General features: G+C 66.1%; 16 protein-coding genes. 9 read left to right on the top strand and 7 right to left on the bottom strand.

Annotation, left to right across the window (positions count from 1 at the left end):
* The first annotated feature begins 84 nt into the window (after nt 1–84).
* The 6 genes from APT63_15950 to APT63_15925 all read left to right on the top strand — a co-directional run bounded on the left by APT63_15950 (nt 85) and on the right by APT63_15925 (nt 6,056).
* Nucleotides 85–1,884, top strand: coding sequence for an elongation factor 4 (locus tag APT63_15950; GenBank protein AMA46990.1), 1,800 nt, complete (start codon nt 85–87; stop codon nt 1,882–1,884).
* A 5-nt stretch (nt 1,885–1,889) separates the two neighbouring features.
* Nucleotides 1,890–2,744 carry a S26 family signal peptidase gene (locus tag APT63_15945; GenBank protein ID AMA46989.1) on the top strand — a complete coding sequence of 285 codons (855 nt, stop codon included), beginning with the start codon at nt 1,890–1,892 and terminating at the stop codon, nt 2,742–2,744.
* Nucleotides 2,745–2,952: 208 nt separating this feature from the next.
* A complete protein-coding gene (gene rnc / locus APT63_15940; protein ID AMA46988.1) occupies nt 2,953–3,642 on the top strand; it encodes a ribonuclease III in 690 nt (229 codons plus the stop codon).
* Nucleotides 3,635–4,537: a GTPase Era gene (locus APT63_15935; GenBank protein AMA46987.1), complete on the top strand. Its 903-nt coding sequence runs from the start codon at nt 3,635–3,637 to the stop codon at nt 4,535–4,537. The genes rnc and APT63_15935 overlap by 8 nt, the downstream gene beginning before the upstream one ends.
* 51 nt (nt 4,538–4,588) lie before the next feature.
* A complete protein-coding gene (locus tag APT63_15930) occupies nt 4,589–5,272 on the top strand; it encodes a DNA repair protein RecO (protein AMA46986.1) in 684 nt (227 codons plus the stop codon).
* Nucleotides 5,273–5,315: 43 nt separating this feature from the next.
* Nucleotides 5,316–6,056, top strand: a complete 741-nt coding sequence (locus APT63_15925) for a pyridoxine 5'-phosphate synthase (GenBank protein AMA46985.1) — start codon at nt 5,316–5,318, stop codon at nt 6,054–6,056.
* Between the two features lie 16 nt (nt 6,057–6,072).
* On the opposite strand, the gene APT63_15920 is transcribed toward APT63_15925, so the two are convergent.
* The 5 genes from APT63_15920 to APT63_15900 form a co-directional block, all read right to left on the bottom strand.
* The gene (locus tag APT63_15920; protein AMA46984.1) at nt 6,073–7,029 is read right to left on the bottom strand and encodes a tRNA 5-methoxyuridine(34) synthase CmoB; all 957 of its coding nucleotides are present in this window, start codon (nt 7,027–7,029) and stop codon (nt 6,073–6,075) included.
* The gene (locus APT63_15915; protein ID AMA46983.1) at nt 7,026–7,769 is read right to left on the bottom strand and encodes a tRNA (cmo5U34)-methyltransferase; all 744 of its coding nucleotides are present in this window, start codon (nt 7,767–7,769) and stop codon (nt 7,026–7,028) included. Before APT63_15915 ends, APT63_15920 begins: the two co-directional genes overlap by 4 nt.
* A 179-nt stretch (nt 7,770–7,948) precedes the next feature.
* Nucleotides 7,949–10,369 (bottom strand): Lon protease, encoded by a 2,421-nt coding sequence (locus APT63_15910; protein AMA46982.1) that lies wholly within the window; start codon nt 10,367–10,369, stop codon nt 7,949–7,951.
* Between the two features lie 495 nt (nt 10,370–10,864).
* On the bottom strand, nt 10,865–13,270 hold the full coding sequence (locus APT63_15905; GenBank protein ID AMA46981.1) for a glucose dehydrogenase: 2,406 nt from the start codon (nt 13,268–13,270) through the stop codon (nt 10,865–10,867).
* Between the two features lie 212 nt (nt 13,271–13,482).
* On the bottom strand, nt 13,483–15,489 hold the full coding sequence (locus tag APT63_15900; protein ID AMA46980.1) for a TonB-dependent receptor: 2,007 nt from the start codon (nt 15,487–15,489) through the stop codon (nt 13,483–13,485).
* 181 nt (nt 15,490–15,670) lie between these two features.
* Here APT63_15900 and APT63_15895 point away from each other — a divergent pair, with 181 nt between their 5' ends.
* Together APT63_15895 and APT63_15890 are read left to right on the top strand one after the other, a co-directional pair.
* Nucleotides 15,671–15,892 (top strand): hypothetical protein, encoded by a 222-nt coding sequence (locus APT63_15895; GenBank protein AMA46979.1) that lies wholly within the window; start codon nt 15,671–15,673, stop codon nt 15,890–15,892.
* On the top strand, nt 15,892–16,542 hold the full coding sequence (locus APT63_15890; GenBank protein AMA46978.1) for a hypothetical protein: 651 nt from the start codon (nt 15,892–15,894) through the stop codon (nt 16,540–16,542). The genes APT63_15895 and APT63_15890 overlap by 1 nt, the downstream gene beginning before the upstream one ends.
* Before the next feature lie 12 nt (nt 16,543–16,554).
* On the opposite strand, the gene APT63_15885 is transcribed toward APT63_15890, so the two are convergent.
* Nucleotides 16,555–19,674 (bottom strand): glycosyl transferase family 51, encoded by a 3,120-nt coding sequence (locus tag APT63_15885; GenBank protein ID AMA46977.1) that lies wholly within the window; start codon nt 19,672–19,674, stop codon nt 16,555–16,557.
* A 230-nt stretch (nt 19,675–19,904) separates the two neighbouring features.
* On the opposite strand from APT63_15885, the gene APT63_15880 reads away from it, so the two are divergent.
* Complete coding sequence (locus tag APT63_15880; GenBank protein AMA46976.1) at nt 19,905–20,174, top strand: 50S ribosomal protein L31; 270 nt, start codon at nt 19,905–19,907, stop codon at nt 20,172–20,174.
* A gap of 57 nt (nt 20,175–20,231) precedes the next feature.
* Here the strand turns inward: APT63_15880 and APT63_15875 are convergent, their stop codons facing one another.
* A complete protein-coding gene (locus APT63_15875) occupies nt 20,232–24,524 on the bottom strand; it encodes an ATP-dependent DNA helicase (GenBank protein ID AMA46975.1) in 4,293 nt (1,430 codons plus the stop codon).
* Nucleotides 24,525–24,624: the final 100 nt, after the last annotated feature.

The following is a 24,624-nucleotide window of genomic DNA, read 5'->3' as shown; positions in this document are numbered from 1 at the left end:
GGTAGCCGACCCCCCCTCTTTCCAGTACAATTCCCGGCTATTTTCCGCGGGCGTCCGGCTCGCAGCCTTATCGAGTGTTGACCCGTGAGTGATTTGAGTCATATCCGCAATTTCTCCATCATCGCCCACATCGACCATGGCAAGTCGACGCTGGCCGACCGGTTCATCCAACTGTGCGGCGGCCTGACGGCGCGCGAGATGGAAGCCCAGGTACTTGATTCGATGGACCTGGAGCGCGAGCGCGGGATCACCATCAAGGCCCACAGCGTGACGCTGCATTACAAGGCGCGCGACGGCAAGACCTACCAGCTGAACTTCATCGACACCCCAGGCCACGTCGACTTCACCTATGAGGTCAGCCGGTCGCTGGCGGCCTGTGAAGGCGCCTTGCTGGTGGTCGATGCGGGGCAGGGTGTCGAGGCCCAGTCGGTCGCCAACTGCTACACCGCCATCGAGCAGGGCCTGGAAGTCATGCCCGTGCTGAACAAGATGGACCTGCCCCAGGCCGATCCCGATCGCGTCAAGGACGAGATCGAGAAGATCATCGGCATCGACGCCACCGACGCGGTCGCCTGCAGCGCCAAGAGCGGCATGGGCGTGGACGAGGTGCTCGAGCGCCTGGTGCAGACCATTCCAGCGCCGGAAGGCGAGATCGAGGCGCCGCTGCAGGCGCTGATCATCGACTCCTGGTTCGACAACTACCTGGGCGTGGTCTCGCTGGTGCGTGTGCGCCAGGGCCGGGTCAAGAAGGGCGACAAGATCCTGGTCAAGTCCACCGGCAAGGTGCACCTGGTCGACAGCGTCGGCGTCTTCAACCCCAAGCACACCCAGATGCCGGACCTGAAGGCCGGCGAAGTCGGCTTCATCATCGCCAGCATCAAGGACATTCACGGCGCGCCGGTGGGCGACACCCTGACCCTGTCCTCGACGCCGGAAGTCGAGATGCTGTCGGGCTTCAAGAAGATCCAGCCCCAGGTCTACGCCGGCCTGTTCCCGGTCAGTTCCGACGACTTCGAGGACTTCCGCGATGCCCTGCAGAAGCTGACCCTGAACGACTCGTCGCTGCAGTACCTGCCGGAAAGCTCCGATGCCCTGGGCTTCGGCTTCCGTTGCGGCTTCCTCGGCATGCTGCACATGGAAATCATCCAGGAGCGCCTGGAGCGCGAGTACGACCTGGACCTGATCACCACGGCGCCGAGCGTGATCTTCGAGGTCAAGCTCAAGACCGGTGAAACCATCTACGTCGACAACCCGTCCAAGCTCCCGGACGTGTCCTCGGTGGAAGATTTCCGCGAGCCGATCGTCTCGGCCACCATCCTTGTGCCTCAGGAACACCTGGGCAACGTCATTACCCTGTGCATCGAGAAGCGTGGCGTCCAGCGCGATATGCAGTTCCTGGGTGCACAGGTGCAGGTGCGTTACGACCTGCCGATGAACGAGGTGGTGCTGGACTTCTTCGATCGCCTGAAGTCCACCAGCCGTGGCTATGCGTCGCTGGACTACCATTTCGACCGCTACCAGTCGGCCAATCTGGTCAAGCTGGACGTGTTGATCAACGGCGACAAGGTCGATGCCCTGGCGCTGATCGTGCACCGGGACAATGCGCACTACAAAGGGCGCGCCTTGACCGAGAAGATGAAAGAGCTGATTCCTCGGCAGATGTTCGACGTTGCGATCCAGGCTGCCATCGGCGGCCAGATCGTGGCCCGGACGACCGTCAAGGCCCTCAGGAAAAACGTTCTGGCCAAATGCTACGGTGGCGACGTGAGCCGTAAGCGTAAACTGCTCGAAAAGCAGAAGGCCGGTAAGAAACGCATGAAGCAGGTGGGCAACGTGGAAATTCCACAGGAAGCCTTCCTTGCCGTGCTCAGGTTGGATAGCTAGGTCCTATGTCGCTAAATTTCCCGCTGTTGCTCGTCATCGCCGTTGCCGTCTGTGGCGCGTTGGCCCTGATCGACCTGGTGCTGCTGGCACCCCGTCGGCGCAAGGCCATCGCCAACTACCAGACCAGTGTCAGCCAGCCAGACATGGCCGTGGTCGAGCGACTGGACAAGGAGCCGTTGCTGGTCGAGTACGGCAAGTCGTTCTTCCCGGTGCTGTTCATCGTGCTGGTGCTGCGCTCGTTTCTGGTCGAGCCGTTCCAGATCCCGTCGGGGTCGATGAAGCCGACCCTGGAAGTGGGCGATTTCATTCTGGTGAACAAGTTCTCCTACGGCATTCGCCTGCCGGTGCTGGACAAGAAGATCATCGAAGTGGGCAATCCCCAGCGCGGTGATGTGATGGTCTTCCGCTACCCGAGCGATCCGAACGTCAACTACATCAAGCGTGTGGTGGGTGTGCCAGGTGACACGGTGCGTTACACCGCCGACAAGCACCTGTACGTCAACGACCAGCCGATCGCCGAACAACTGGTCGGCCCCGAGCCTGGGACCCTGGGCAGCGCCCAACGGTACAAGGAGCAGCTGGGCGCAGCGGAACACCTGATCCGCAAGGAAATGCGGCGTAGCCGTGTCCTGCCGGACCAGTCATGGACCGTGCCGGCCGGCCACTACTTCATGATGGGCGACAACCGCGACAACTCCAACGACAGCCGCTTCTGGGACGATCCCAACATCCCGCAGCCGCTGCACGGCATGGTGCCCGACCGCAATATCGTCGGCAAAGCCTTCGCCGTGTGGATGAGTTGGCCCGAGCCCAAGCTCAGCCACTTGCCCACGCTGTCACGGGTCGGCCTGATCCGGTAATACCCAATCGGCGCTGTCGCAAGACGGCGCCGAATGCATTTATGGCATAGGCTGTGTCCAAGACGGTCGAATGCACCGGCCACGCCCGAACGGGGCGCACAGCCAAACAGTCTTTCCAGGATGTTGATTTGAACACTGTGTTGAACATGACGGCGCTCCTTCGCGAGACGCCGAGCAAGAAGACCGGGTCCGCCCGTCAGGTGGCGGCATGAGCGCGCCACTGAGTCGTCTCGAGCGCAAGCTGGGCTACACCTTCAAGGACCAGGACCAGATGGTGCTGGCCCTGACGCACCGTAGCTTCGCCGGCCGCAACAACGAGCGCCTGGAGTTCCTGGGCGATGCGATCCTCAACTTCGTGGCTGGCGAGGCGCTGTTCGAGCGCTTCCCGCAGGCGCGCGAAGGCCAGCTGTCGCGACTGCGTGCACGCCTGGTCAAGGGCGAGACCCTGGCGCGATTGGCCCGTGGCTTCGACCTGGGCGAGTACCTGCGCCTGGGCTCGGGTGAACTCAAGAGCGGCGGCTTCCGCCGTGAGTCGATCCTGGCCGATGCGCTGGAAGCACTGATCGGTGCGATCTACCTGGATGCCGGCATGGAGGCAGCGCGCGAGCGCATCCTGGCCTGGCTGGTCGACGAGTTCGAAGGGCTGACCCTGGTCGACACCAACAAGGACCCCAAGACCCGCTTGCAGGAGTTTCTGCAATCGCGCGGCTGCGAGTTGCCGCGCTATGAAGTGGTGGACATCCAGGGCGAACCCCACTGCCGCACCTTCCTCGTCGAATGCGAAGTGGTGTTGCTCAACAACAAGAGCCGTGGCCAGGGCGTGAGCCGGCGCATCGCTGAACAGGTCGCCGCGGCGTCCGCACTGATCGCCTTGGGCGTGGAGAATGGCAATGACTGAGAACACTTCGACCCGTTGCGGCTACGTGGCCATCGTGGGCCGTCCGAACGTGGGCAAGTCGACCTTGCTCAACCACATCCTCGGGCAAAAGCTGGCGATCACCTCGCGCAAGCCGCAGACCACCCGGCACAACATGCTCGGGATCAAGACCGAAGGCGACGTGCAGGCCATCTACGTCGACACCCCCGGCATGCACAAGGCCAACGACAAGGCCTTGAACCGCTACATGAACCGCAACGCCTCGGCGGCCCTCAAGGACGTCGACGTGGTGATCTTCGTGGTCGACCGTGCGCGCTGGACCGACGAGGACCAACTGGTGCTCGAGCGCATCCAGTACGTCGAGGGGCCGGTGATCCTCGCGGTCAACAAGACCGACCGCCTAGACGAGAAGGCCGAGCTGATTCCGCACCTGCAATGGCTGCAGACCCAGCTGCCATCGGCCGAGATCGTGCCGATCTCCGCACAGCAGGGCCACAACCTCGAGGCGCTCGAGGGCCTGATCGCCAAGCACCTGCCGGAAAACGAGCACTTCTTCCCGGAAGACCAGATCACCGACCGCAGCAGCCGCTTCCTGGCCGCCGAACTGGTGCGCGAGAAGATCATGCGCCAGCTGGGTGCCGAGCTGCCGTACCAGATCACCGTCGAGATCGAGGAATTCAAGCAGCAGGGCCATGTCCTGCACATCCATGCGCTGATCCTGGTCGAGCGTGATGGCCAGAAGAAGATCATCATCGGCGACAAGGGCGAGCGCATCAAGCGCATCGGCTCCGAGGCCCGCAAGGACATGGAAACCCTGTTCGACGCCAAGGTCATGCTCAACCTGTGGGTCAAGGTCAAAGGCGGCTGGTCCGACGACGAACGCGCCCTGCGCTCGCTCGGTTACGGCGATCTGTAACACCCACCGGCCTGCCGCCTGGCAGGCCGCTTTCTCCAGGAACGATGCCTGATGCAGCAAGCTGTCGGACAACCGGCCTACGTGCTGCACAGCCGGGCCTATCGCGAAGCCAGTGCCCTGGTGGACTTCTTCACGCCGCAAGGCTGCGTGCGTGGCGTGCTGCGCCGTGCACGGGGCAAGAGCGGCAGCGTCATGCGGCCGTTCGCCCTGCTCGAGGTCGAGCTGCGCGGGCGCGGCGAACTCAAGACCGTCGGGCGGCTGGAAGGCGTCGGCAACGCGCCCTGGCTGCACGGCGATGCCCTGTTTAGCGGGCTCTACCTCAATGAACTGCTGGTGCGCCTGCTGGCGCCCGAAGTGCCGCATCCGGTGTTGTTCGAGCACTATGGCCTGACGTTGCAGGCGCTGGCCCAGGGGCGGGCGTTGGAGCCATTGCTGCGGGCCTTCGAATGGCGTCTGCTGGACGAGCTGGGCTATGCCTTCTCGTTGAATCAGGATGTCCAGGGCGAGGCGATCGAGCCCGGTGCGCTGTACCGGCTGCAAGTCGATGCCGGCCTCGAACGTGTGGAGCTGGCGCAGCCAGGCCTGTTCGTCGGTGCCGACCTGCTGGCCCTGGCCGACGCCGACTGGGAAGCGTCCGGCAGCCTGCTGGCCGCCAAGCGCCTGATGCGCCAGGCCCTGGCCGTGCACCTGGGGGCCAAGCCACTGGTCAGCCGCGAACTGTTTCGCAAGCGCTGAGCACGTCGTATGCTGTAGGGCTCAACTTTCAGGAGCGCCCTTCGTGAACCACAGCAACCGCATCCTTCTTGGCGTCAACATCGACCATGTCGCGACCCTGCGTCAGGCCCGGGGCACGCGCTACCCCGACCCGGTCAAGGCGGCGCTGGACGCCGAGGAGGCGGGTGCCGACGGCATCACCGTGCACCTGCGTGAAGACCGCCGGCACATCCAGGATCGCGACGTGCTGCTGCTCAAGGACGTCCTGCAGACCCGCATGAACTTCGAAATGGGCGTCACCGAGGAGATGATCGCCTTCGCCGAGCGCATTCGTCCCGCGCATGTGTGCCTGGTGCCCGAAACCCGTCAGGAACTGACCACCGAAGGCGGGCTGGACGTGGCCGGCCAGGAGGCCCGCATCCAGGCCGCCGTGGAACGCCTGGCTCGTACGGGTGCCGAGGTCTCGTTGTTCATCGACGCCGATGCCCGGCAGATCGAAGCGGCCCGTCGCGTGGGCGCGCCCGCCATCGAGCTGCACACGGGGCGGTATGCCGATGCGCAGACCCCGACCGACGTGGCGGCCGAACTCGAACGGATCGCCCAGGGCGTGGCCAAGGGCGTGGAGCAGGGGCTGATCGTCAATGCCGGGCATGGTCTGCATTATCACAACGTCGAGGCCGTGGCAGCGATCCGTGGCATCAGCGAGCTTAACATCGGCCACGCCTTGGTGGCCCATGCCCTGTTCGTCGGGTTCAAGGCGGCGGTCGCCGAAATGAAAGCCCTGATCGTCGCGGCGGCGCGCTAACGCCGCCAGGCGCGCATCACTTGCGCGCCACCATCACGGCACGGCGGGGCGCCGGCAGGCCTTCGACGGTGCGGGTCGGATCGTTCGGGTCGAGGAAGTCGCTGAGCGACTGATAGCGCATCCACGGCGTGCTGCGCTGTTCCTCGACCTGGGTGACGCTGACGTCCACACAGCGCACGTCGCTGAACCCGGCGCGGCGCATCAGGCGTGCCAGCGCTGGCACCGAGGGCAGGAACCAGACGTTGCGCATCTGCGCATAACGGTCCTCGGGCACCAGCATCTGCTGTTCGTCGCCTTCGATGACCAAGGTTTCCAGCACCAGCTCGCCGCCTTTGACCAGGCAGTCCTTGAGCGCCAGCAGGTGCTCGATGGGCGAGCGGCGGTGATAGAACACGCCCATGGAGAACACGGTGTCGAAGCCTTCCAGCTGCGCGGGCAGCTCTTCCAGCGCGAAGGGCAGGTGCCAGGCAGGCTGCTGCGGCAGATAGCGCTGGACGGCCTGGAACTGGCAGAAGAACAGCCAGTTGGGATCGATCCCGACGACCAGGTCGGCGCCAGCACCGAGCATGCGCCACTGGTAGTAGCCATTGCCGCAGCCGACGTCCAGCACGCGCTTGCCGACCAGATCCAGGTGCGGCGCCACGCGCGACCATTTCCAGTCCGAGCGCCACTCGGTGTCGACGTGCACCCCGAACAGATCGAACGGCCCCTTGCGCCACGGCGAGAGCCCCATCAGGGCGGTCTGCACCTGCTGGCGTGTGGCCTCGTCACAGGCCGCGTCCAGGCGCACGCCGTCGACCAGGTCGACGTCGCTGGGGTGCAGGGCGGGCAGGGCATCGACGGCGGCCTGCCAGCGCGCCAGGTCGCCGTGGCCTTTGCGCAGCTTGGTCTCGAGTTGAGCGGGCAGGGTGGTGGCCCACTGCGCCAGGGGCGTAGGGGCAAGGCGCTGAATCAGGGGCGAGAGATCGATCATGGCAAGGCAATCAGAGAGGCGAAATTGAGGCATTGGAACCAGGGCACCACCTGGGAGAAGCCCGCCGCCAGCAGGCGCTCGCGGTGGATCTCGAGGCTGTCCGGTTTCATCACGTGTTCGATGGCACTGCGTTTCTGGGCGATTTCCAGGTCGCTGTAGCCATTGGCGCGCTTGAAGTCCAGGTGCAGGTCGCCGAGCAGCGCCTGGGCCTGGGCGTCTTCGAAGCGCAGCTTCTCGGACAGGATCAGCGCCCCGCCGGGCAGCAGGGCCTGACGGATGCGGCTCAGCAGGGCCAGGCGCTGGTCAGGGGCGATGAACTGCAAGGTGAAGTTCATCGCCACCACCGACGCAGGCTCCAACGGCAGTGCCAGGATATCGGCCTCCACCACCTGGACCGGCAGCAGCTCCTGGAACATCGAGTCCTGTGCGGTCAGGTACTGGCGGCAGCGCTCGACCATGGCCGCCGAATTGTCCACCGCGATCACGCGACAGCCTTCGGCCTGCACGTGCCGACGCAGCGCCTGGGTGACCGCACCGAGCGAGGCGCCCAGGTCGTACAGCGCCGTGCCCGGCTGGGCGAAGCGTGCGGCGACCACCCCGAGGTTTTCCACGATGGTCGGGTAGCCAGGCACGGAGCGCTTGATCATGTCCGGGAACACCCGGACCACGTCCTCGTTGAACACGAAGTCGGGCACCTGCTCCAGGGGCTGGGCGAAAAGGCGGTCGGGGTCTTGGCTCACGGCAGTTCCAGAGGGAATCGGGAAAAGGGCGGCATTCTAGCCGAAGCGCCCTTGCCGTGCATCGGTTGAGGGGGACTTGGAGCTTCAAGCTTCAAGCTTCAAGCTGAACTGTGTCGGCTGGCAGCTGGCAGCTGGCAGCTGGCAGCTGGCAGCTGGCAGCTTGCAGCTTGCAGCTTCACTCAAGCAAACAAGACCTTGGCAACGTCACCGTAGCGCTTGGCGAAGTGTACGGTCAGTCCTTCGCGCAGGTAGTCGGGCAGCTCTTCGAAATCCCCGCGGTTGGCGTCCGGCAGAATCAGCTCGAAGAGCTTCTGCCGACGGGCCGCGATGACTTTCTCGCGCACGCCGCCGATCGGCAGCACCTGCCCGGTCAGGGTCAGCTCGCCGGTCATGGCCACGCCGCGCTTGGGCGCCTGGTCACGGGCCAGCGACAACAGGGCACTGGCCATGGTGATGCCGGCGCTTGGGCCGTCCTTCGGCGTCGCGCCTTCCGGCACGTGCAGGTGGATGAACGCCTCGTCGAAGAACGCCGGATCGCCGCCGAACTGGGTGAGGTTCGAGCTGACGTAGCTGTAGGCGATCTCGGCCGACTCCTTCATCACGTCGCCCAGCTTGCCGGTCAACTTGAAGCCGCGGTTGAGGGTGTGTACCCGATTGGCTTCGATCGGCAGGGTGGCCCCGCCCATGCTGGTCCAGGCCAGGCCGGTGATCACGCCTTTGCCTTCCAGGACCTGCTCGCTGCGGAACACCGGGATGCCGAGCGCGGCTTCCAGGTCCTTCGGGCCGATCTTGAGCTTGGCCTTGGGGTCTTCCAGCAGTTTGAGCACGGCCTTGCGCACCAGCTTGCCCAGCTGCTTCTCGAGCTGACGCACCCCGGCCTCACGGGCGTAGCCATCGATCACCAGGCGCAGGGCGCTGTCGCTGATGCTCAGGCTGGACTTGGCGACGCCGGCCTTGGCCAGCTGCTTGGGCCACAGGTGACGCTTGGCGATGGCCAGCTTCTCTTCGGTGATGTAGCCGGACAGGCGGATCACTTCCATGCGGTCGAGCAGCGGGCCGGGAATCGAGTCGAGGGTGTTGGCGGTGCAGACGAACAGCACCTTGGACAGGTCCAGGCGCAGGTCCAGGTAGTGGTCGAGGAAGTCGACGTTCTGCTCCGGGTCGAGGGTCTCGAGCAGGGCCGAGGCCGGATCGCCCTGGTAGCTCTGGCCCATCTTGTCGATCTCGTCGAGCATGATGACCGGGTTCATCACCTCGACGTCCTTCAGGGCCTGCACCAGCTTGCCTGGCTGGGCGCCGATGTAAGTGCGCCGGTGGCCCTTGATCTCGGCTTCGTCGCGCATGCCGCCGACGCTGAACCGGTAGAACGGCCGCCCCAGGGACTCGGCGATGGACTTGCCGATGCTCGTCTTGCCCACGCCCGGCGGGCCGACCAGCAGCACGATGGAGCCGCTGATCTCGCCTTTCCAGGCACCGACGGCGAGGAACTCGAGGATGCGGTCCTTGATGTCGTTCAGGCCGGCATGGTGCTGGTCGAGCACCTTGCGGGCGTGCTTGAGGTCGAGCTTGTCCTTGCCATACACCCCCCACGGCAGCGCGGTGGCCCAGTCCAGGTAGTTGCGGGTGACGGCGTACTCCGGCGAGCCGGTTTCGAGAATGGCCAGCTTGCCCATCTCTTCGTCGATGCGCTTCTGCGCGGGCGGCGGCAGGGTCTTGTCCTTGAGGCGCTGCTCGAACTGCTCGAGGTCGGCACTGCGGTCGTCCTTGGTCAGGCCCAGCTCCTGCTGGATGACCTTGAGCTGTTCCTTGAGGAAGAACTGGCGCTGGTGCTCGCCGATCTGGCGATTGACCTCGGCGGAGATCTCGTTCTGCAGGTGCGCGACCTCGACCTCCTTGCGCAGCATCGGCAGGACCTTCTCCATGCGCTTGAGCATCGGCACGCAGTCGAGCACTTCCTGCAGCTGCAGGCCGGTGGCCGAGGTCAAGGCGGCGGCGAAGTCGGTCAGCGGGGAGGGGTCGTTGGGGCTGAAGCGGTTGAGGTAGTTCTTCAGCTCTTCGCTGTAGAGCGGGTTGAGCGGCAGCAGCTCCTTGATCGCGTTGATCAGGGCCATGCCGTAGGCCTTGATCTCGTCGGTGGGCTCGGACAGCTGGCGTGGGTATTCGACTTCCACCAGGTAGGGCGGACGGTGGTGCTTGAGCCAGGTGCGGATACGCACACGAGTCAGGCCCTGGGCGACGAACTGCAGCTTGCCGTTCTCGCGGCTGGCGTGGTGCACCTTGACCAAGGTGCCGTACTCGGGAAGGGCCGACGTGTCGAAATGGCGGTGGTCTTCCGGCGGCGTGTCCATGAAGAACAGCGCCAGCGAGTGGTGCGGCGTCTTGGCGACCAGGTCGAGCGTTTCGGCCCAGGGCTCCTCGTTGACGATGACCGGCAGCACCTGTGCAGGGAAGAACGGGCGATTGTGGATCGGGATCACATAGACCTTGTCCGGCAACTGCTGGCCTGGCAGGGCCAGGTGCTGTCCCGAGACGGCCTGGGCATCGATGTGTTCGACTTCGTGTTCTTCGGGATGATCCGGGTAGTCCTGCTGGTCGCTCATGGGGCACCTGCGTGAATGGCTATGGTGCTTAGATGGGGGGATCGGGGGTGGGTTTCAAGTTTCGCCACGTCGGGAGGTGAATGACCGTCAGCCTGTGGTCTGCACCCTTCCTCGGCGTCGGCGCAGGCCTCATCGCTGGCAAGCCAGCTCCCACAGGCAGTGCCGACATGCACGATCAGAGCGCGAATCGGGCTTCGGGTCGAGCGTTTCCAGAAAAGACTTGGCCCAAGGTGGGAGCTGGCTTGCCTGCGATGAGACCAGTGATTGCCCTGCGGTAATCAAAGCCTGGACTGGCCCAAGGTGGGAGCTGGCTTGCCAGCGATGAGGCCCATGACTGCACTGCGGTAATCGGAGCCTGGACTGGCCCTAGGTGGGAGCTGGCTTGCCAGCGATGGAGGCCGTCCAGTCGACGAGTCGGGTGCAAGCGTGCACTCGACTCGCAAACTGCGCGCGATCGCGCCAAGAGCGGGCCGTGCGGCCCGCCCTCGAAACGCCTCAGCGCAACTTGTAGGCGATGATGTAATCACCCATGCGCGTACCCAGCGACCCGTGGCCACCGGCGGTGATCAGCACGTACTGCGCGCCGTCCTTGCCGGTGTAGGTCATCGGGGTGGCCTGACCGCCTGCTGGCAGGCGACCTTTCCACAGCTCTTTGCCGTTGTTCACGTCATAGGCCCGCAGGTACTGGTCCAGCGTCCCGCTGAGGAACGCCACGCCGCCGGCGGTGACGATCGAGCCGCCCATGCTCGGCACGCCGACCGGCAGGCCGATCGGCACCGGGGTGCTGTCACGGGTGGTGCCGTTCTTGTGCTTCCAGACCACCTTGTGGGTGAACAGGTCGACGGCGGCCACGTAGCCCCAGGCCGGTGCCTGGCACGGCAGGCCGAACGGCGACAGGAACGGGTGCATGATCACCGCGTACGGGGCACCGGTGTTGGGCTGCACGCCGCTGGTCTCGCTTTCGCGATGGCTCCCGGCTTCGACCTTGTCACGCGGCACCATCTTGGAGACGAACGCCATGTAGTTCGGCGAGGTGAACAGCAGCTGGCGCACCGGATCGACCGACACACCGCCCCAGTTGAAGACCCCGACGTTGCCGGGGTAGACCAGCGAGCCCTGCTCGGACGGCGGGGTGTACTGGCCTTCGTAGCGCAGCTGGCGGAACTGGATCCGGCACAGCATCTGGTCGAACGGGGTGGCACCCCACATCGCACGCTCGTTCAGCTCCGGACCCAGCAGGTTCAGGTCCGAACGGGCCTGGGTCGGTGCGGTGTGGTCACCCTCGACGGCGCCTTGCGGCACGGGGATCTCGCGGATCGGCACGATCGGCGTACCGTCGCGGCGGTCGAGCACGTACAGGCTGCCCTGCTTGGTCGGTGCGATGATCGCCGGCTTGATGCCGTCGTCGGTCTTCAGGTGCACCAGCGTCGGCTGGCTGCCCACGTCCATGTCCCACAGGTCATGGTGCGTGAACTGGTAGTTCCAGCGGACCTTGCCGTCGGCCAGGTTCAGCGCGACGATGCCGGCGCTGAAGCGCTCGGCGCCCGGGGTACGGTCGCCGCCCCACTGGTCGGGCATCTGGTTGCCCAGGGGCAGGTAGACCATGCCCAGGGTCTCGTCGACGCTGGCCAGGGACCACATGTTCGCCGAGTTGCGGCTGTAGGTCTGGCCGGCTGGCAACGGACGGGTGTCATCCGGGTTGTTGCTGTCCCAATTCCAGACCAGGTGACCGTCGTGCACGTCATAGGCGCGGATCACACCCGACGGTTCGTTGGTGGACTCGTTGTCGGTGACGTGGCCGCCGATGATCACCAGGTCGCGGGTGATGGCGACGGGCGACGTGGAGTAGTACCCACCCGGCGTGAACGGACCGATGCCTTGCTTGAGGTCGACCACGCCCTGGTTGGCGAAGCCTTCGCAGACCTTGCCGGTGTCGGCATTGAGCGCGATCAGGCGCGCGTCGGCGGTCGGCAGGTACAGGCGGCGAGGGCAGGCACGTGCGACCTCCAGGCCCGCGGCGGAAATCTGCGGCGCCGGGCTGCCATCACGGCTGACGTAGTTGTTCTCGTCATAGTAGGAGACGCCACGGCAGGTCATGTGGGCGAAGCCCTTGAAGCCGACCGGGCTCTTGAGCTGCGGGTCGTAGCGCCAGAGTTCCTTGCCGGTGTCCGGGTCCAGCGCCAGCACCTGGCTGTGCGCGGTGCAGGCATACAGCTTGCCGTTGACCTTCAGCGGGGTGTTCTCGTTGGTGATCTCGACGGGGTCATCGTCACGCGGCATGTCGCCGGTGCGGATGCGCCAGGCTTCTTCCAGGCGAGACACGTTCTGCGGCGTGATCTGACGCAGCGGCGAATACCGGTCGCCGTGTTCGGTCCGACCATAGGCCTGCCAGTCGCCCTCGGGCATCGACGGCGCAGCGCTGGCCATCTCGCTGGTATCGCGACCCAGCTCGCCCTGGATTTCGCCCGGGTGGGTGAACTGGCTACCGATGGCCGAAGCCCCGGAAGCGATGACCGCCACGCTCAGCACGGCCACGTTGGCCTTGGCCGAGGCGCCGATCAGCGGGCGGCGTGCCCAGGGCAGCAACAGCAGCACGCCGAACACGAACCACAGCGACAGGCGTGGTACCAGCTGCCACCAGTCCAGGCCCACTTCCCACAGCGCCCAGACGGTGCTGGCCAGCAGGAACACGCCATACAGGCCCAGACCGAGACGGCGGCGGGCCAACAGCAGGATGCCCGAGAGCGCCAGTGCAGCGCCCCCCAGCAGGTAATACAGCGACCCGTCCAGCTGGACGAGGGTCAGGCCGCCCGCCACCAGGGCCAGGCCCATCAGTAGCAGCAGCACGCCTAGCAGGCGCGGTAGCCACAGTGTTTCGTGTTTGGCACTCGCAGTGCTCATCGTCGATTGTCTCCATCGGCCCTTGAACCGGGCATGGCGTTGAAAGGAATGGGTGAAACGAAAGGGTGGCAAGCCTACAGCCTGTTTCGTTTCTGGCAACCAATTTAAACAAATTGTTCCTTGTCATGACGCTAGCAGCGGATGTAAGGAAGGGCCAATCGACGGGGGAGGGGGCGCCGGACTGCCAGGCATTCCGGCGCAGGGGAAGGGCGTCAGAATGAGGTGCGCAAGCCGACCTCCACGCTACGGCCAGGAGCCGGCGCGATGTCACGCAGGATCGAACTGGCATAGCGTACCGTCTGGTCGGTGAGGTTTTCCCCACGCACGAAGGCCAGCCACTGGCTCTGACCGACCTCGAACCGGTACCCGAGGCTGGCGCCGAGCGTGGTGTAGCCGTCGGTCGAGGTGTCGTTGGCCGGCGTGCGGTGCTGGGCGGCGGCATGCTGCACGTCGACCCGGGCCTGCCAGCGGTCCAGCGACCAGAGCAGGCCGCTGTTCACGCGCAGTGGGGCGATGCGTGGCAAAGGCTCGTCGGTGTCGAGGTTCTGCGCGCGGGTATAGTCGCCGGAGAGCTCCAGGGCGAAGCGGCCATAGCGATTGTCCAGCAACTGCCAGCGATCCTGCGCCTCGAGCCCATAGAAGCGTGCACGCACGCCTTCATACGCATATTCAGGCAGGCCTTCATCGTCTTCTCCCTCGCGCAGGTTGCCCGTGCCGATCAGTCCGATGTAGTTGCGAAAGTGGCTGTAGAAGGCGCCCACACTGCCCACATGGGTACCGTTGTCGAAGCGCAGCGCGAGGTCTGCCGACACGGCGCGCTCCTTGCCCAGGTCGGCGTCGCCGATTTCGTAGGCGCCGGTGGCCACGTGCGCACCGTTGGCGTACAGCTCGTAGAAGGTCGGCGCCCGTTCGGTATAGGCCAGGTTGGCGGCCAGCGACCAGACCGGGTCGAGCTGGTACACCGCACCCGAGGACAGGCTGCCGGTGGTGAAGCGGCTGGCCGTGTCGAGTGCGGCGAAGGTGTCGTTGCCCTGGGCATCCGGGTCGACCCGGGTGTGCTCCAGGCGGGCACCGAGGCTCAGGTCCAGGCGATCGGTCGCGTGCCATTGCTCGAGCAGAAAGAGCGCGGCCGTGTCGGTGTCGGTGTGCGGCACGAAGGCTTCCTCGCCCAGCGCGGAGAACTCGCTGCGGGCGACCTGCGCGCCGATCACGCCTTCTACCGGCCCGAACGGTCGGTGCCGCGCCTCGATCCGGGCTTCGTAGCCTTTGTTCTTGAAGGTGGTGTTGACCTCGCCGTCTTCGATCTCGCGGTGCTGGTAGTCGGTGTAGCTGGCATCGAGCTTGACCGAGCTGAAGAGGCCTTCGAGGTCGCGGATCTCCGAGGCGAAGCCATAGTGATCCTGTTCCATGTCCAGGCGCACGCCGGGTTCGGCCACCGAGCCATAGTTGCCGTCGTAGCGGCTGTAGGACAGCCCGGCGTAGCCATGATCCCAGTGGTAGGCGCCACCCACCGCGCCGCCGTCCTGGCGCCCATCGCTATTGTCCAGCCGATGCCGTCCGCCAGGTGCTTCGTCGGTGCGTACGTGGTCACTGTAGGCATGACCGGGAATGCGCAGGTCATCGAACTGACGGCTGTTGGCGTCGATGTGCAGCGCGAAGGTGCCGTCCCCGGCTTCCAGCTTGCCGGCACGGCTGCGGGTCGTGTCGGCGCCCCCGTAACGCAACTCGCCCGAGCCCTGGATGCCGTCGATGGGCGATTCGGGGATGCGGTTGTCGAAGGTGTTGATCACACCCCCGATGGCGCTGCCGCCGTACAGCAAGGCCGCCGGCCCGCGCACCACCTCGATGCGCTCGACGGTATTCGGGTCCAGCGGCACGGCGTGGTCATAGGACAGTGACGAGGCATCCAAGGCGCCCACGCCATTGCGCAAGAGGCGGATACGGTCGCCGTCCAGGCCGCGAATGACCGGACGGCTGGCGCCCGGTCCGAACCAGGTGGAGGCGATGCCGGGTTGCCGATTGAGCGTTTCGCCCAGGCTGCCGTGCTGCTGCTGGGTCAGGTCATCGCCCTCGAGCACGGTGCTGGGGCTCGCCAACTGGCGATTGCCCAAGGGATTGGCGGTGATGACCTGGGGGTCGAGTTCGAGCGCCTGAACCGACAACGAGGCAAGGTACAACGCGGCGGCCAGGGGCGAAAGGCGCAGGGATAGAGCAGGCATGGGAAGGAGCATTCCTGGATGAGAGATATGAATAGTTACAATATAACATCAGGAATGTAAGAAATGGTTACATTATTACAATCAGCGCATTGACCTGCCTGCGCCAAGCGCCTGTGCCTGCGCCTCTCGCGACGCCGCGCACTGGTGTATCGTGACCGGCTTTGACTCACTGGAGACACCCATGGGCACCGCTCAGCACGCCGCCTTGCACGGCAAGACCCTGGCACAGATCCTGACCACGCTGGTCGAGCATTACCACTGGGAGGGCCTGGCCCAGCGCATCGACGTCCGATGCTTCAAGAGCGATCCCAGCCTCAAGTCGAGCCTGACCTTCCTGCGCAAGACGCCCTGGGCGCGGGAAAAGGTCGAACAGCTGTACGTCGAGCTGTGCACGGCACGTTGATGCCCCGGCGCCCCTGGCTGACGCTCGGCGCCTGCCTGGGCTGGTTCGGCTTGGTGGTGCAGGTGTACCTGGTGCTGCTGGCACGTTGGGAGCAGCAGGCCAGCCTGATGGGCGGATTGGTCAGCGTGTTCAGCTATTTCACCATGCTCACCAATACCCTGGTCGCCACGACGTTGAGCCATGCCGCGTTCGGTCGTCCGGGGCCTGCGCGCCGCTTCTTCCTGTCACCCGGCGTCAGCACCTGCATCGCGGCGAGCATCGTGCTGGTCGCGCTGACCTACAGCCTGCTGCTGCGCCAGCTCTGGGAGCCCACGGGGTGGCAGTGGGTGGCCGACGAACTGCTGCACGACATCCTGCCCGTGCTGTTCGTCCTGTACTGGTGGCGTGTCGTGCCCAAGGGCACGCTGCGACCCTGGCACCTGGCCGCCGGGTGCCTCTATCCAGCGGTCTACTTCCTCTTCGTGCTGTGGCGCGGGCACGAAATCGGCGTCTATCCCTACCCCTTCGTCGACGTCGCGACGCTCGGTTACCCCAGGGTGATGCTCAACGCCTGCGCAGTGCTGGCCAGCTTCCTGGCCATTGGCACGCTCTTGCTGTGGCTCGATCGCCGACTGCGCCCGCGCCCGGCCATGCCGACACGGGCCGACTAGGCCCTTGCCTGGCTAGCGCGCCGCCACGGAGGGCGCGGCGCACTGGGTCGACTCGCCTGGCTCCAGGTACGGCATCAGGATCGGTGCCATGCCCTTGAGCACCTGCACCGGCAAGGCCGAGGTGAAGGTGAAGGTTTCCGCCGCACGACCCGGCACGAAGGCGGTCAAGGTGCCGAAGTGATGGTCGCCCAGGAAGAACACGAACGTGGCGGTCCGGTTCAGCGAGCGTGAACCGATCAGCCGACCGCCAGCGCCGAAGCTCTCGATGCGGTTGTCGCCGGTGCCGGTCTTGCCGCCCATCACCAACGCAGAGCCGTCCTGCAGCTTGAAGCTGCCCGAGACCCGCCGTGCGGTACCGGCATCGACGACCTGGGACAGTGCGTCGCGCAAGGCATGCGCCACTTCCACCGGCAGGATCCGCCGGCCACGGTCCGGGTCGCTGACCAGTTGCGTCTCATAGGGCGTACCGGCAGCGAAGTGCAAGGTGTCGATGCGCAGCGTCGGCAGGCGCACACCGTCGTTCTGGATGATCCCGATCAGTTCCGACAACGCCGCAGGCCGGTCGCCCGAACTGCCGATGGCCGTGGCCAGCGACGGCACCAGGTGGTCGAACGGGTAGCCGACGCGCTTCCAGCGCTGATGAATGTCGAGAAACGCCTCGATCTCGACCATGGTGCGGATGCGGCTGTCCCGCGCGCCCTGGTGACGGCTCTTGAACAACCAGCCATAGACCTCCTGACGCTCGAAGCGGCTGGCATTGATCGCTTCGCGCTGCGTCGCGCCTGGATTCTTCAGCAGGTAGCCCAGCAGCCACAGATCCAGCGGGTGCACCTTGGCGATGTAGCCCTGGTCGGGCAGGTCGTATTTGCCAGGGCCATAGCTGTCGTAGAGGTTCACCAGGCGGTCGTCGGTCAACTTGGCCAGGGCGGCGCGATTGTCCTGGCTGTGATTGCGCACGAACGCGTCGAACGTTGCCTGTCGGGCCCCGGGGAACAGGTAGCGGTGCACGGCCGCGAGCCGTTGCGGGGTCACGCGCATGCCATCCAGGAACGTGTCCAGGCGTTGCTGCGAGGTCTTGCGCTGGTACTTCTTCCAGAAACGCATCAGGTAATGCGTGCCTTCGCGGTCGGCGAAGCGCGCGAGGTATTCCTGGCGGCGCGGATCGCTGTCGTCCTTGAGCAGCGGCTCGCGGTTGTAGGGTTGCTGATAGGTCACATAACGCACCACATCGCGCATCAGGCGAATGAACGGCAGGTTGATCGATTCGCGCAGGGCCTCCTTGAGGGTCGGGTTGCGGCCGTTGTCCTGGGCGCGGAAGTTGTTGAAACGGTGCAGGCCACCCCCGGTGAAGAAGGCTTCACCCGGGCTGGCCGAATACTTGCGCTCCAAGGCTGCGTCGAGCATGGCGGCCAGGTTCTGATCCTGCTGGTTGCGGATCAGCCAGTCGATCGACCAGCGGCTGAGCTGGTCCAGCTCGGCCACCGGTATCGTGCGCAGTTCCGCGACCGGCTTGCCGGCATGGGCATCATGCAACTCGGCGATGATCTCCAGGTAGGTGGTCATGACCCGCAGCTTGGCGGTGGAGCCCAGTTCCAGCTTGCTGCCTTCGTTGATGTCGAAGGGCTGGTCGGTGCTGTCGGTCTGTACCCGCACACGTGAGCCGTCGGCGGTGCGCTCGAACAGCGTGAAGCTGTAGCGCACCTGGTCGGTGGTGCGCGCGGTGAGCAGACGATGGCCGATCAACCCCACCCGCTCGGCGAAGGCCGGGTCGGCCAGGTCACGCAGGTACTGGCTGACCTGCCATTGCAGATCGGCCTTCAAGGTGCTGGTGGCGGACAGGTCGAGGCGGTCGAGGTCGTACAGCGGACGGTCCAGCATGCCCGCCAGACGGTTGCGCGCCAGGCTGATGCCTTTGTTGGTGACGATCGGCTGTATCGTCGGTTGCGCGACCCAGTCGCGGTACACGGCCTTGCTGGCCAGGGCGGCCTCGGCCAGGGGTGGGTCGATGATGGCGCTACCGGCCAACAGGCGGATATGGGCATCGGCCAGTTCGGCAAGCTCCACACGGCCCTTGGACAGGTAGTACGAGGGCCGGCGCTGCGCGATCATCAGCGACAGCACCTGGCGCAGTGCCAGGCCTCGGGCCGCCAGGCTGTCGGCGTCCTGGGCGGTGGATGACAGGGTCGCGTTGACCTGTTCGAAGTCGGCGCCATACCAGACCCGCAGTCCCTCGGCCATGCCATGCACTTCGCCATGCCCCGGCACGGCGGACAACGGCACGCTGTTGAGGTAGTCGCGCACGATGCGCTGGCGCGCCTGGGTGGTGTCGGGACCGTCCTGGTAAGCACGCACGCTGGCCGAGAACATCTGTCGAAGTTTCTCCATGCCCGAGGCGGTCAGGCCATCGGGAGAGTGGCGGTACTTCTCGAGCTGCGTCGCCAAGGTGCTGCCCCCCGCCGACTGTCCCGGCAAGGCCAGGTACTTGGCCACCTGGGAATAGGCCGCCTTGGCGAAACGTGGCCAGTCCACGGCCGGGTTGCTGCGCGGGTCGTTCGGGTCCAGCAGGTCACGGTTCTCGATGAACAGCAGGCTCTTGACCATCACCGGCGGAATGGCCGCGTAATCGGGGTACACGTGCTGGGGGTAGGTGTACTGGTACAGCGTGTCGCCGCGGCAGTCGGTGATGGACAGGCCGGCCTGACTCTTTTCTCGGTAGGGCACGAACAGGCCGTGATCGACATAGCGCATCAGCGCTGGCGAAAAGCGCACCTGCTGGCTGATCAAATAGTCACGCTTGAGCAGGCGCGGCAGGAAATCGCCGAGGGCGCTGTAGCCCAGCCGCTTGTCGAACGGGCCCTCTCCCGGATAGACGATGGCGTCGCTGGGGCCTGGCTGCAGCGTGTAGGTCAGGGTCGAGGCCAGACGGCTGAACGTGCGCGATTGCAGCTGCGAGGTCTGGATCTCGTCATGCACGGCCAGGCCTACGACCACCAGCCCCACGCCGATCACCAGTACGAACGACCACAGCCACACCCGGCGTCGTCGACGCGGCGCAGGGGGCGGGGAGGCCGCGTCAGGACGTTCCTCATCGGTGTCCGTCCTGGTTGGTTCCGATTGCCACAACACACCCATAGTCGTTCGCTCAACCCGTCTTGTTTACGCCTGCCTGTCTGAAGCGTAGACGGTGAGGGAGTTCGATGAAAATTTTGTGAAAAGCACAGCGCTTGACTGGAGACCTGTTCGAAGGGCATCGGCCTGACGATCTTTACCCAGAACTCGCAACCGATAAAAGGGAGAGGAGCTGGCGCGAATGACTTTTGCTATGTATGTTATACAGTATCAATTCTTAGCGAGGTGAAGCCATGAAACCCGATATCCACCCTGAATACCGCCCGGTCCTGTTCCACGACACCGCGGCCGACGTGTTCTTCGTCATCGGCTCGACCGTGGACACCGACCGCACTCAGCAGCACACCGACGGTGTCACCTATCCCTATGTCGCGCTCGACGTGTCCAGCGCCTCGCACCCGGTCTATACCGGCAAGCAGCGCCAGACCCAGGCCGAAGGCCGTGTGGCCGGGTTCAACAAGCGCTTTGCGGGGTTCTCCAGCACGACGTCGACGGCCAACTGACTGCATCGGCCATCGAGGCGGACGAACGCCGCGGTCTGGCGGCGTCCGCAACCGGTGTCAGTCGAACCAGGACACCGGCTTGAGCAAACGCTCCTGCCAGCGCCGCTGCGTGTCAGGGTCGGCCTCCACCAGCGCGCGGTAGCGATTGTTCACCCGGATCGCCACCGGCAACCCATCGCGATATAGCAACCGGTTGCTGCCCACGGCCGGCACCTTGGCGCCAGGCAGCAGGCTGCCCAGCAGGTTGAGCGGGTCGCTGGCGCTCACCACCACCAGGCGGCCGTCCAGCGCACGCTGACGTATCTGGCGCAGGGCCGTCAGCGCCTCGGGCAGGGCGAACTGCTCGCCGGCCAGGTCGTCGATGAAGCGTCCGCCGCGAATCTCGCCACGGGCTTCCAGTCGGTGATAGCAGCGCAGCAGTTCGCGCCAGGGTGGCAAGGCGTCGCTTTCACGTGCCAACAGCCGCCAGCACACCACGCCATAGCGTCGCAACAGCACCCAGGCGATATGCTCGATACGGGCTGGCGAACGGCGGTCGTCGTCCGTTGCGCCCAGCAGCGTCCAGCGGCCAGCCTGATCCAGGCTGCTCGACAGCGGTACCAGCCCGCGGCTGCGCTGGCGGGACGTGCGCCTGGCGCTCGGGGTGATCAAGGCACGCAGGCCGATGAAACTGTCTGCGTTCACCAGGCCGCTGCCGACCAGGGCTTGCAACGCAGTCTCCAGTTCGCTCGGCAATAGCCGGGCATGCCGGAGCACTTCGTCGAAACGCAGCGGCCCGTGTGCGTGCAGCACCTCGTGTACTTTCTGGGCGCGAGCGCCGAGCTGATCCAGGCCCGGCGCCTGCCCAAGGCCCTGCCAGTACGTCAAGGCCGACCGCGGGACCAGCAGCAGTGGCGTACTGGGCACCAGGCCGGCCGCGGTCTGGGTCGCCAGCCGACACCAGGCCCAGCGCCCTTCCTGGCAGGCCTGGTCGAGCCTGTACGGCGCATAGGCACCGACCCGCATCGGCAGCAGCTCGGTTTCCCAGGCCGCTGCCGCACAGGGGAAGCCTTCGAGCCGCGCGAGTGCCGCCTCGACGGCCTGCGGGCCCCGCAGTCGCGTGTCGTCGCTCAGGTGCTGCCAGTCGAGCAGAAAACGCAGGTAGTCCTGCACGCTGACCGGTTCGATGTCGCGCCGCAGGCGTCTGATCGTGTCACGGTGGATACGGCCCAGCAGGTGCCGCTCGCACCACTGGCGCGCCTGTACATCCGGGTCGAACGTGCCTTGCAGCACCTGCCCCTCGGCTTCCAGCTGCGCCAGGGCCTGCTCGGTGGCCGGTACCGACAGCCCGAAGGGCGCGCGCACTTGCTCCAGCGTCACCGGTCCAAGGCCGCCGAGCCGTGCCCGCAGCAGGTCGCGCACGGCGCTGGCAGGCGTCAGAGGACGGTCGAGACCAGGCAGGGGCAGAAGCGGCGGCCGAACCTCGGCCTGGGGGTACAAGGCCTGGGCCATGGACAGGCGTTCGCGGGCGAACCACAGGCGCAGACCGCCGGTGTGCAGACAGACGGCGCGACCGGCCTGGCTCAGCGTGTCCAGAAGCGGATGCCAGTCAGGTGGCCCCAGCGCCTCCTGCTCGGTGATCGCGCCCAGGCTCATCAGTGCATCGTGCAGCTCATCGGCCGTGCGCGGGCAGGGCCAGGCCTGATCGCGTAAGGCCTCGATGGCCTCGGGGTCCAGCAGACCCAGGGCGTCGGCCGAGGTCGGTGCCTGCCAACGGGGGCTCAACAGCGCCTGAGTTCGCCGTTCCGCCATCGGCGCGTTGTCGACCAGCGCGTAGGGCCTGGCGTCGAGCCTGGCCAGGGCGAGCGGCGAAGGTGTCGCCAGGTCGAGGCCGATCAGTCGCAGCTCGGCCTGTTCGATGCGCTGTAGCAGGGCCAGCCAGCCGGTGCTGTCCATGGCCTCGTGCAGGCAGTCGTCCAGCGTCTGCCGAACCAGCGGATGGCTCGGTAACGGACGTGCCTCGCCAGGCGTTCTGGCCTCGGCCAGCTCGGGAAACACGGCCTCGACCAGCGCCTGGCTTTTCAGGCGCTGCACCTGGGGCGCGACCTTGCGGCCGGCGATCATCCGCGGCAACGCCATGGCCACTGCCGCATTCCAGCGCCAGCGCACGCCGAACAGCGGCGCGTCGAGCACCGCCTGGACCAGGATCGACTCGGCCGTGGCACTGGGCAGGCACTGCCAGAGGTCGTTCAGCGCGAAGTGCGCAGCGGCGGGCACCGCGAACACCAGCGCATCCTCGCCGGCGGCCACATGCAGATCGATGTCGAAAAGACCAGCAAGCCGTGCCCGCAGGGCCAGCCCCCACGCCCGGTTGACCCGGCTGCCGAAAGGCGCATGCAGGATCAGCTGGAAGTCGCCCGCGGCGTCGAGGAAGCGTTCCAGCACCAGGGTGTCTTGGGAGGGCAGTGCACCCAGGAGGGCCCAGGCGCGTCCCAGGTAGTCGAACACCTGTGCCGCGGCGTCCACGTCGAGCCGGTAGTGTTCGCGCAGCCAGGTCGAAGCCTGTGCCGGGTCGCCCGCGCAGTCCGTCAGCTGCCGGTCGAACGCCGCCTGAAAACGTGCCACGGACGCCGACAGCTCGGTGCTGCGCCCGGGCGTCTCGCCGACCCAGAACGGAATGGTCGGCGGCAGGCCGTGGGCGTCTTCGACCCGTACGCGACCTGGCTCGACCCTCAGGATGCGGTACGACGCATTGCCCAGCTGGACGATGTCGCCTGCGCTGCTTTCCACCGCGAAGTCTTCGTTGACGCTGCCGATGTTCAAGGCCTGGGGGTCGAGGACCACGGCGTAGTCGGCGCTGTCCGGCAGGGTGCCGGCACTGGTGAGGGCGGCCAGCTGGCTGCCGCGACGGCCGCGCAGCTGGCCACTGACGGCATCGCGCTGCACGTAGGCACCCCGCACGCCCTGGGGCGAGACGTGACCCTCGGCGAGCATGTGCAGCACAGCCTGGTAATCGTCCTGCTCGAGTGCGGCGTAGGGCGCGGCGCGGCGCACACAGGCCAGCAGCTCGGCCTCGTCCCAGGGCTGGTTGCTGACCTCGGCGACGATCTGCTGGGCCAGCACGTCCAGCGGCGCCTGGGGGATGTGCAGCACGTCCAGCTCGCCGCGTCGCACGCAGTCGAGCAGGGCCACGCACTCGATCAGATCGTCCCGCGACGTGGCGAACAGTCGCCCCTTGGACGTGCCATCGACCTGGTGCCCGGCACGTCCGACCCGTTGCAGAAAGGCCGCGATCGAGCCTGGCGAGGCGATCTGGCAGACCAGGTCGACGTCGCCGATGTCGATCCCCAGTTCCAGCGAGGCGGTGGCCACCAGCACGTGCAGGTCACCGCGCTTGAGGCGTTGTTCGACCTCCAGCCGATGCGCTCGGGACAGGCTGCCATGGTGCGCTGCGACCTGGATCACGCCGAGGCGTTCGCCCAGGTGCCGCGCCAGGCGCTCGGCAAGGCGTCGTGTGTTGACGAACACCAGCGTGGTGGTGTGCTGACGCGCCAGCTCGGCCAGCCGGTCGTAGACCAGGCCCCAATCTTCGCTGGACAGCGCCGCGCCCAATGGCACTGGCGGCAACTCCAGGGCCAGGTCGCGGGGCCGTGCATGGCCGATGTCGACGATGGCGCAGGGGCGCGCATGGCCGACCAGCAGACGCGCCACCTGCTCGACCGGGCGCTGGGTCGCCGACAGGCCGATCCGCCGCAAGGGCCGATCGCACAACGCCTCGAGCCGTTCCAGGGTCAGTGCCAGGTGGCAACCGCGCTTGTTGCCGGCCACCGCATGGATCTCATCGATGATCACCGTGTGCACGTCGCCCAGGCCGGCGCGGCCGGAGGCAGAGCCCAGCAGCACGTACAACGATTCCGGCGTGGTCACCAGGATATGCGGGGGCTTGCGGCGCATGGCCGCGCGCACGTTCTGGGGCGTGTCGCCCGTGCGCACGGCGGTGGTGATGCGGGGTGCCGCCAGCCCCTGTGCCTCCAGTGCCTGGCCGATGCCTTCCAATGGGCGCTGCAAATTCAACTGGATGTCGTTGGACAAGGCCTTGAGCGGCGACACGTACACCACCTGGGTACGGTCAGGCAGCCCGTTTTCTGCCGCCAGCCCCTGGCGAACCAGTTCGTCGAGCACGGCCAGGAAGGCGCTCAAGGTCTTGCCGGACCCGGTCGGCGCCGCCAGCAGCACGGACTGGCCCGCCTGGATCAGCGGCCAGGTGCGCGCCTGGGCGTCCGTGACGCGGTCGAACTGCTGGTTGAACCAGGCCACGACCGCAGGGTGAAAGCCAGAGAGCGCCGACGGTGCCTGCGTGAAAAGAGTCATCGAGCGGTTATGCGCGACCGGGGCCGTGCTGGCAAGTGATATTTCCCTAGGCGCCTGCGACTGTCTCGCAAGGCGAGCAAGCGCGACGTCAGCCGTCTGG

Origin of the sequence: Pseudomonas monteilii, from assembly GCA_001534745.1 — a bacterium.
Taxonomy (GTDB): Bacteria; Pseudomonadota; Gammaproteobacteria; order Pseudomonadales; family Pseudomonadaceae; genus Aquipseudomonas; species Aquipseudomonas alabamensis.
This window is presented reverse-complemented; position numbering and strand designations above follow the sequence as displayed.

Coding starts and splice junctions, on each gene's coding strand:
- APT63_15945 (AMA46989.1), top strand. CDS start 1,890: ATGTCGCTAAATTTCCCGCTGTTGCTCGTCATCGCCGTTGCCGTCTGT.
- rnc (AMA46988.1), top strand. CDS start 2,953: ATGAGCGCGCCACTGAGTCGTCTCGAGCGCAAGCTGGGCTACACCTTC.
- APT63_15935 (AMA46987.1), top strand. CDS start 3,635: ATGACTGAGAACACTTCGACCCGTTGCGGCTACGTGGCCATCGTGGGC.
- APT63_15930 (AMA46986.1), top strand. CDS start 4,589: ATGCAGCAAGCTGTCGGACAACCGGCCTACGTGCTGCACAGCCGGGCC.
- APT63_15920 (AMA46984.1), bottom strand. CDS start 7,029: ATGATCGATCTCTCGCCCCTGATTCAGCGCCTTGCCCCTACGCCCCTG.
- APT63_15910 (AMA46982.1), bottom strand. CDS start 10,369: ATGAGCGACCAGCAGGACTACCCGGATCATCCCGAAGAACACGAAGTC.
- APT63_15905 (AMA46981.1), bottom strand. CDS start 13,270: ATGAGCACTGCGAGTGCCAAACACGAAACACTGTGGCTACCGCGCCTG.
- APT63_15900 (AMA46980.1), bottom strand. CDS start 15,489: ATGCCTGCTCTATCCCTGCGCCTTTCGCCCCTGGCCGCCGCGTTGTAC.
- APT63_15895 (AMA46979.1), top strand. CDS start 15,671: ATGGGCACCGCTCAGCACGCCGCCTTGCACGGCAAGACCCTGGCACAG.
- APT63_15890 (AMA46978.1), top strand. CDS start 15,892: ATGCCCCGGCGCCCCTGGCTGACGCTCGGCGCCTGCCTGGGCTGGTTC.
- APT63_15885 (AMA46977.1), bottom strand. CDS start 19,674: ATGGGTGTGTTGTGGCAATCGGAACCAACCAGGACGGACACCGATGAG.
- APT63_15880 (AMA46976.1), top strand. CDS start 19,905: ATGAAACCCGATATCCACCCTGAATACCGCCCGGTCCTGTTCCACGAC.
- APT63_15875 (AMA46975.1), bottom strand. CDS start 24,524: ATGACTCTTTTCACGCAGGCACCGTCGGCGCTCTCTGGCTTTCACCCT.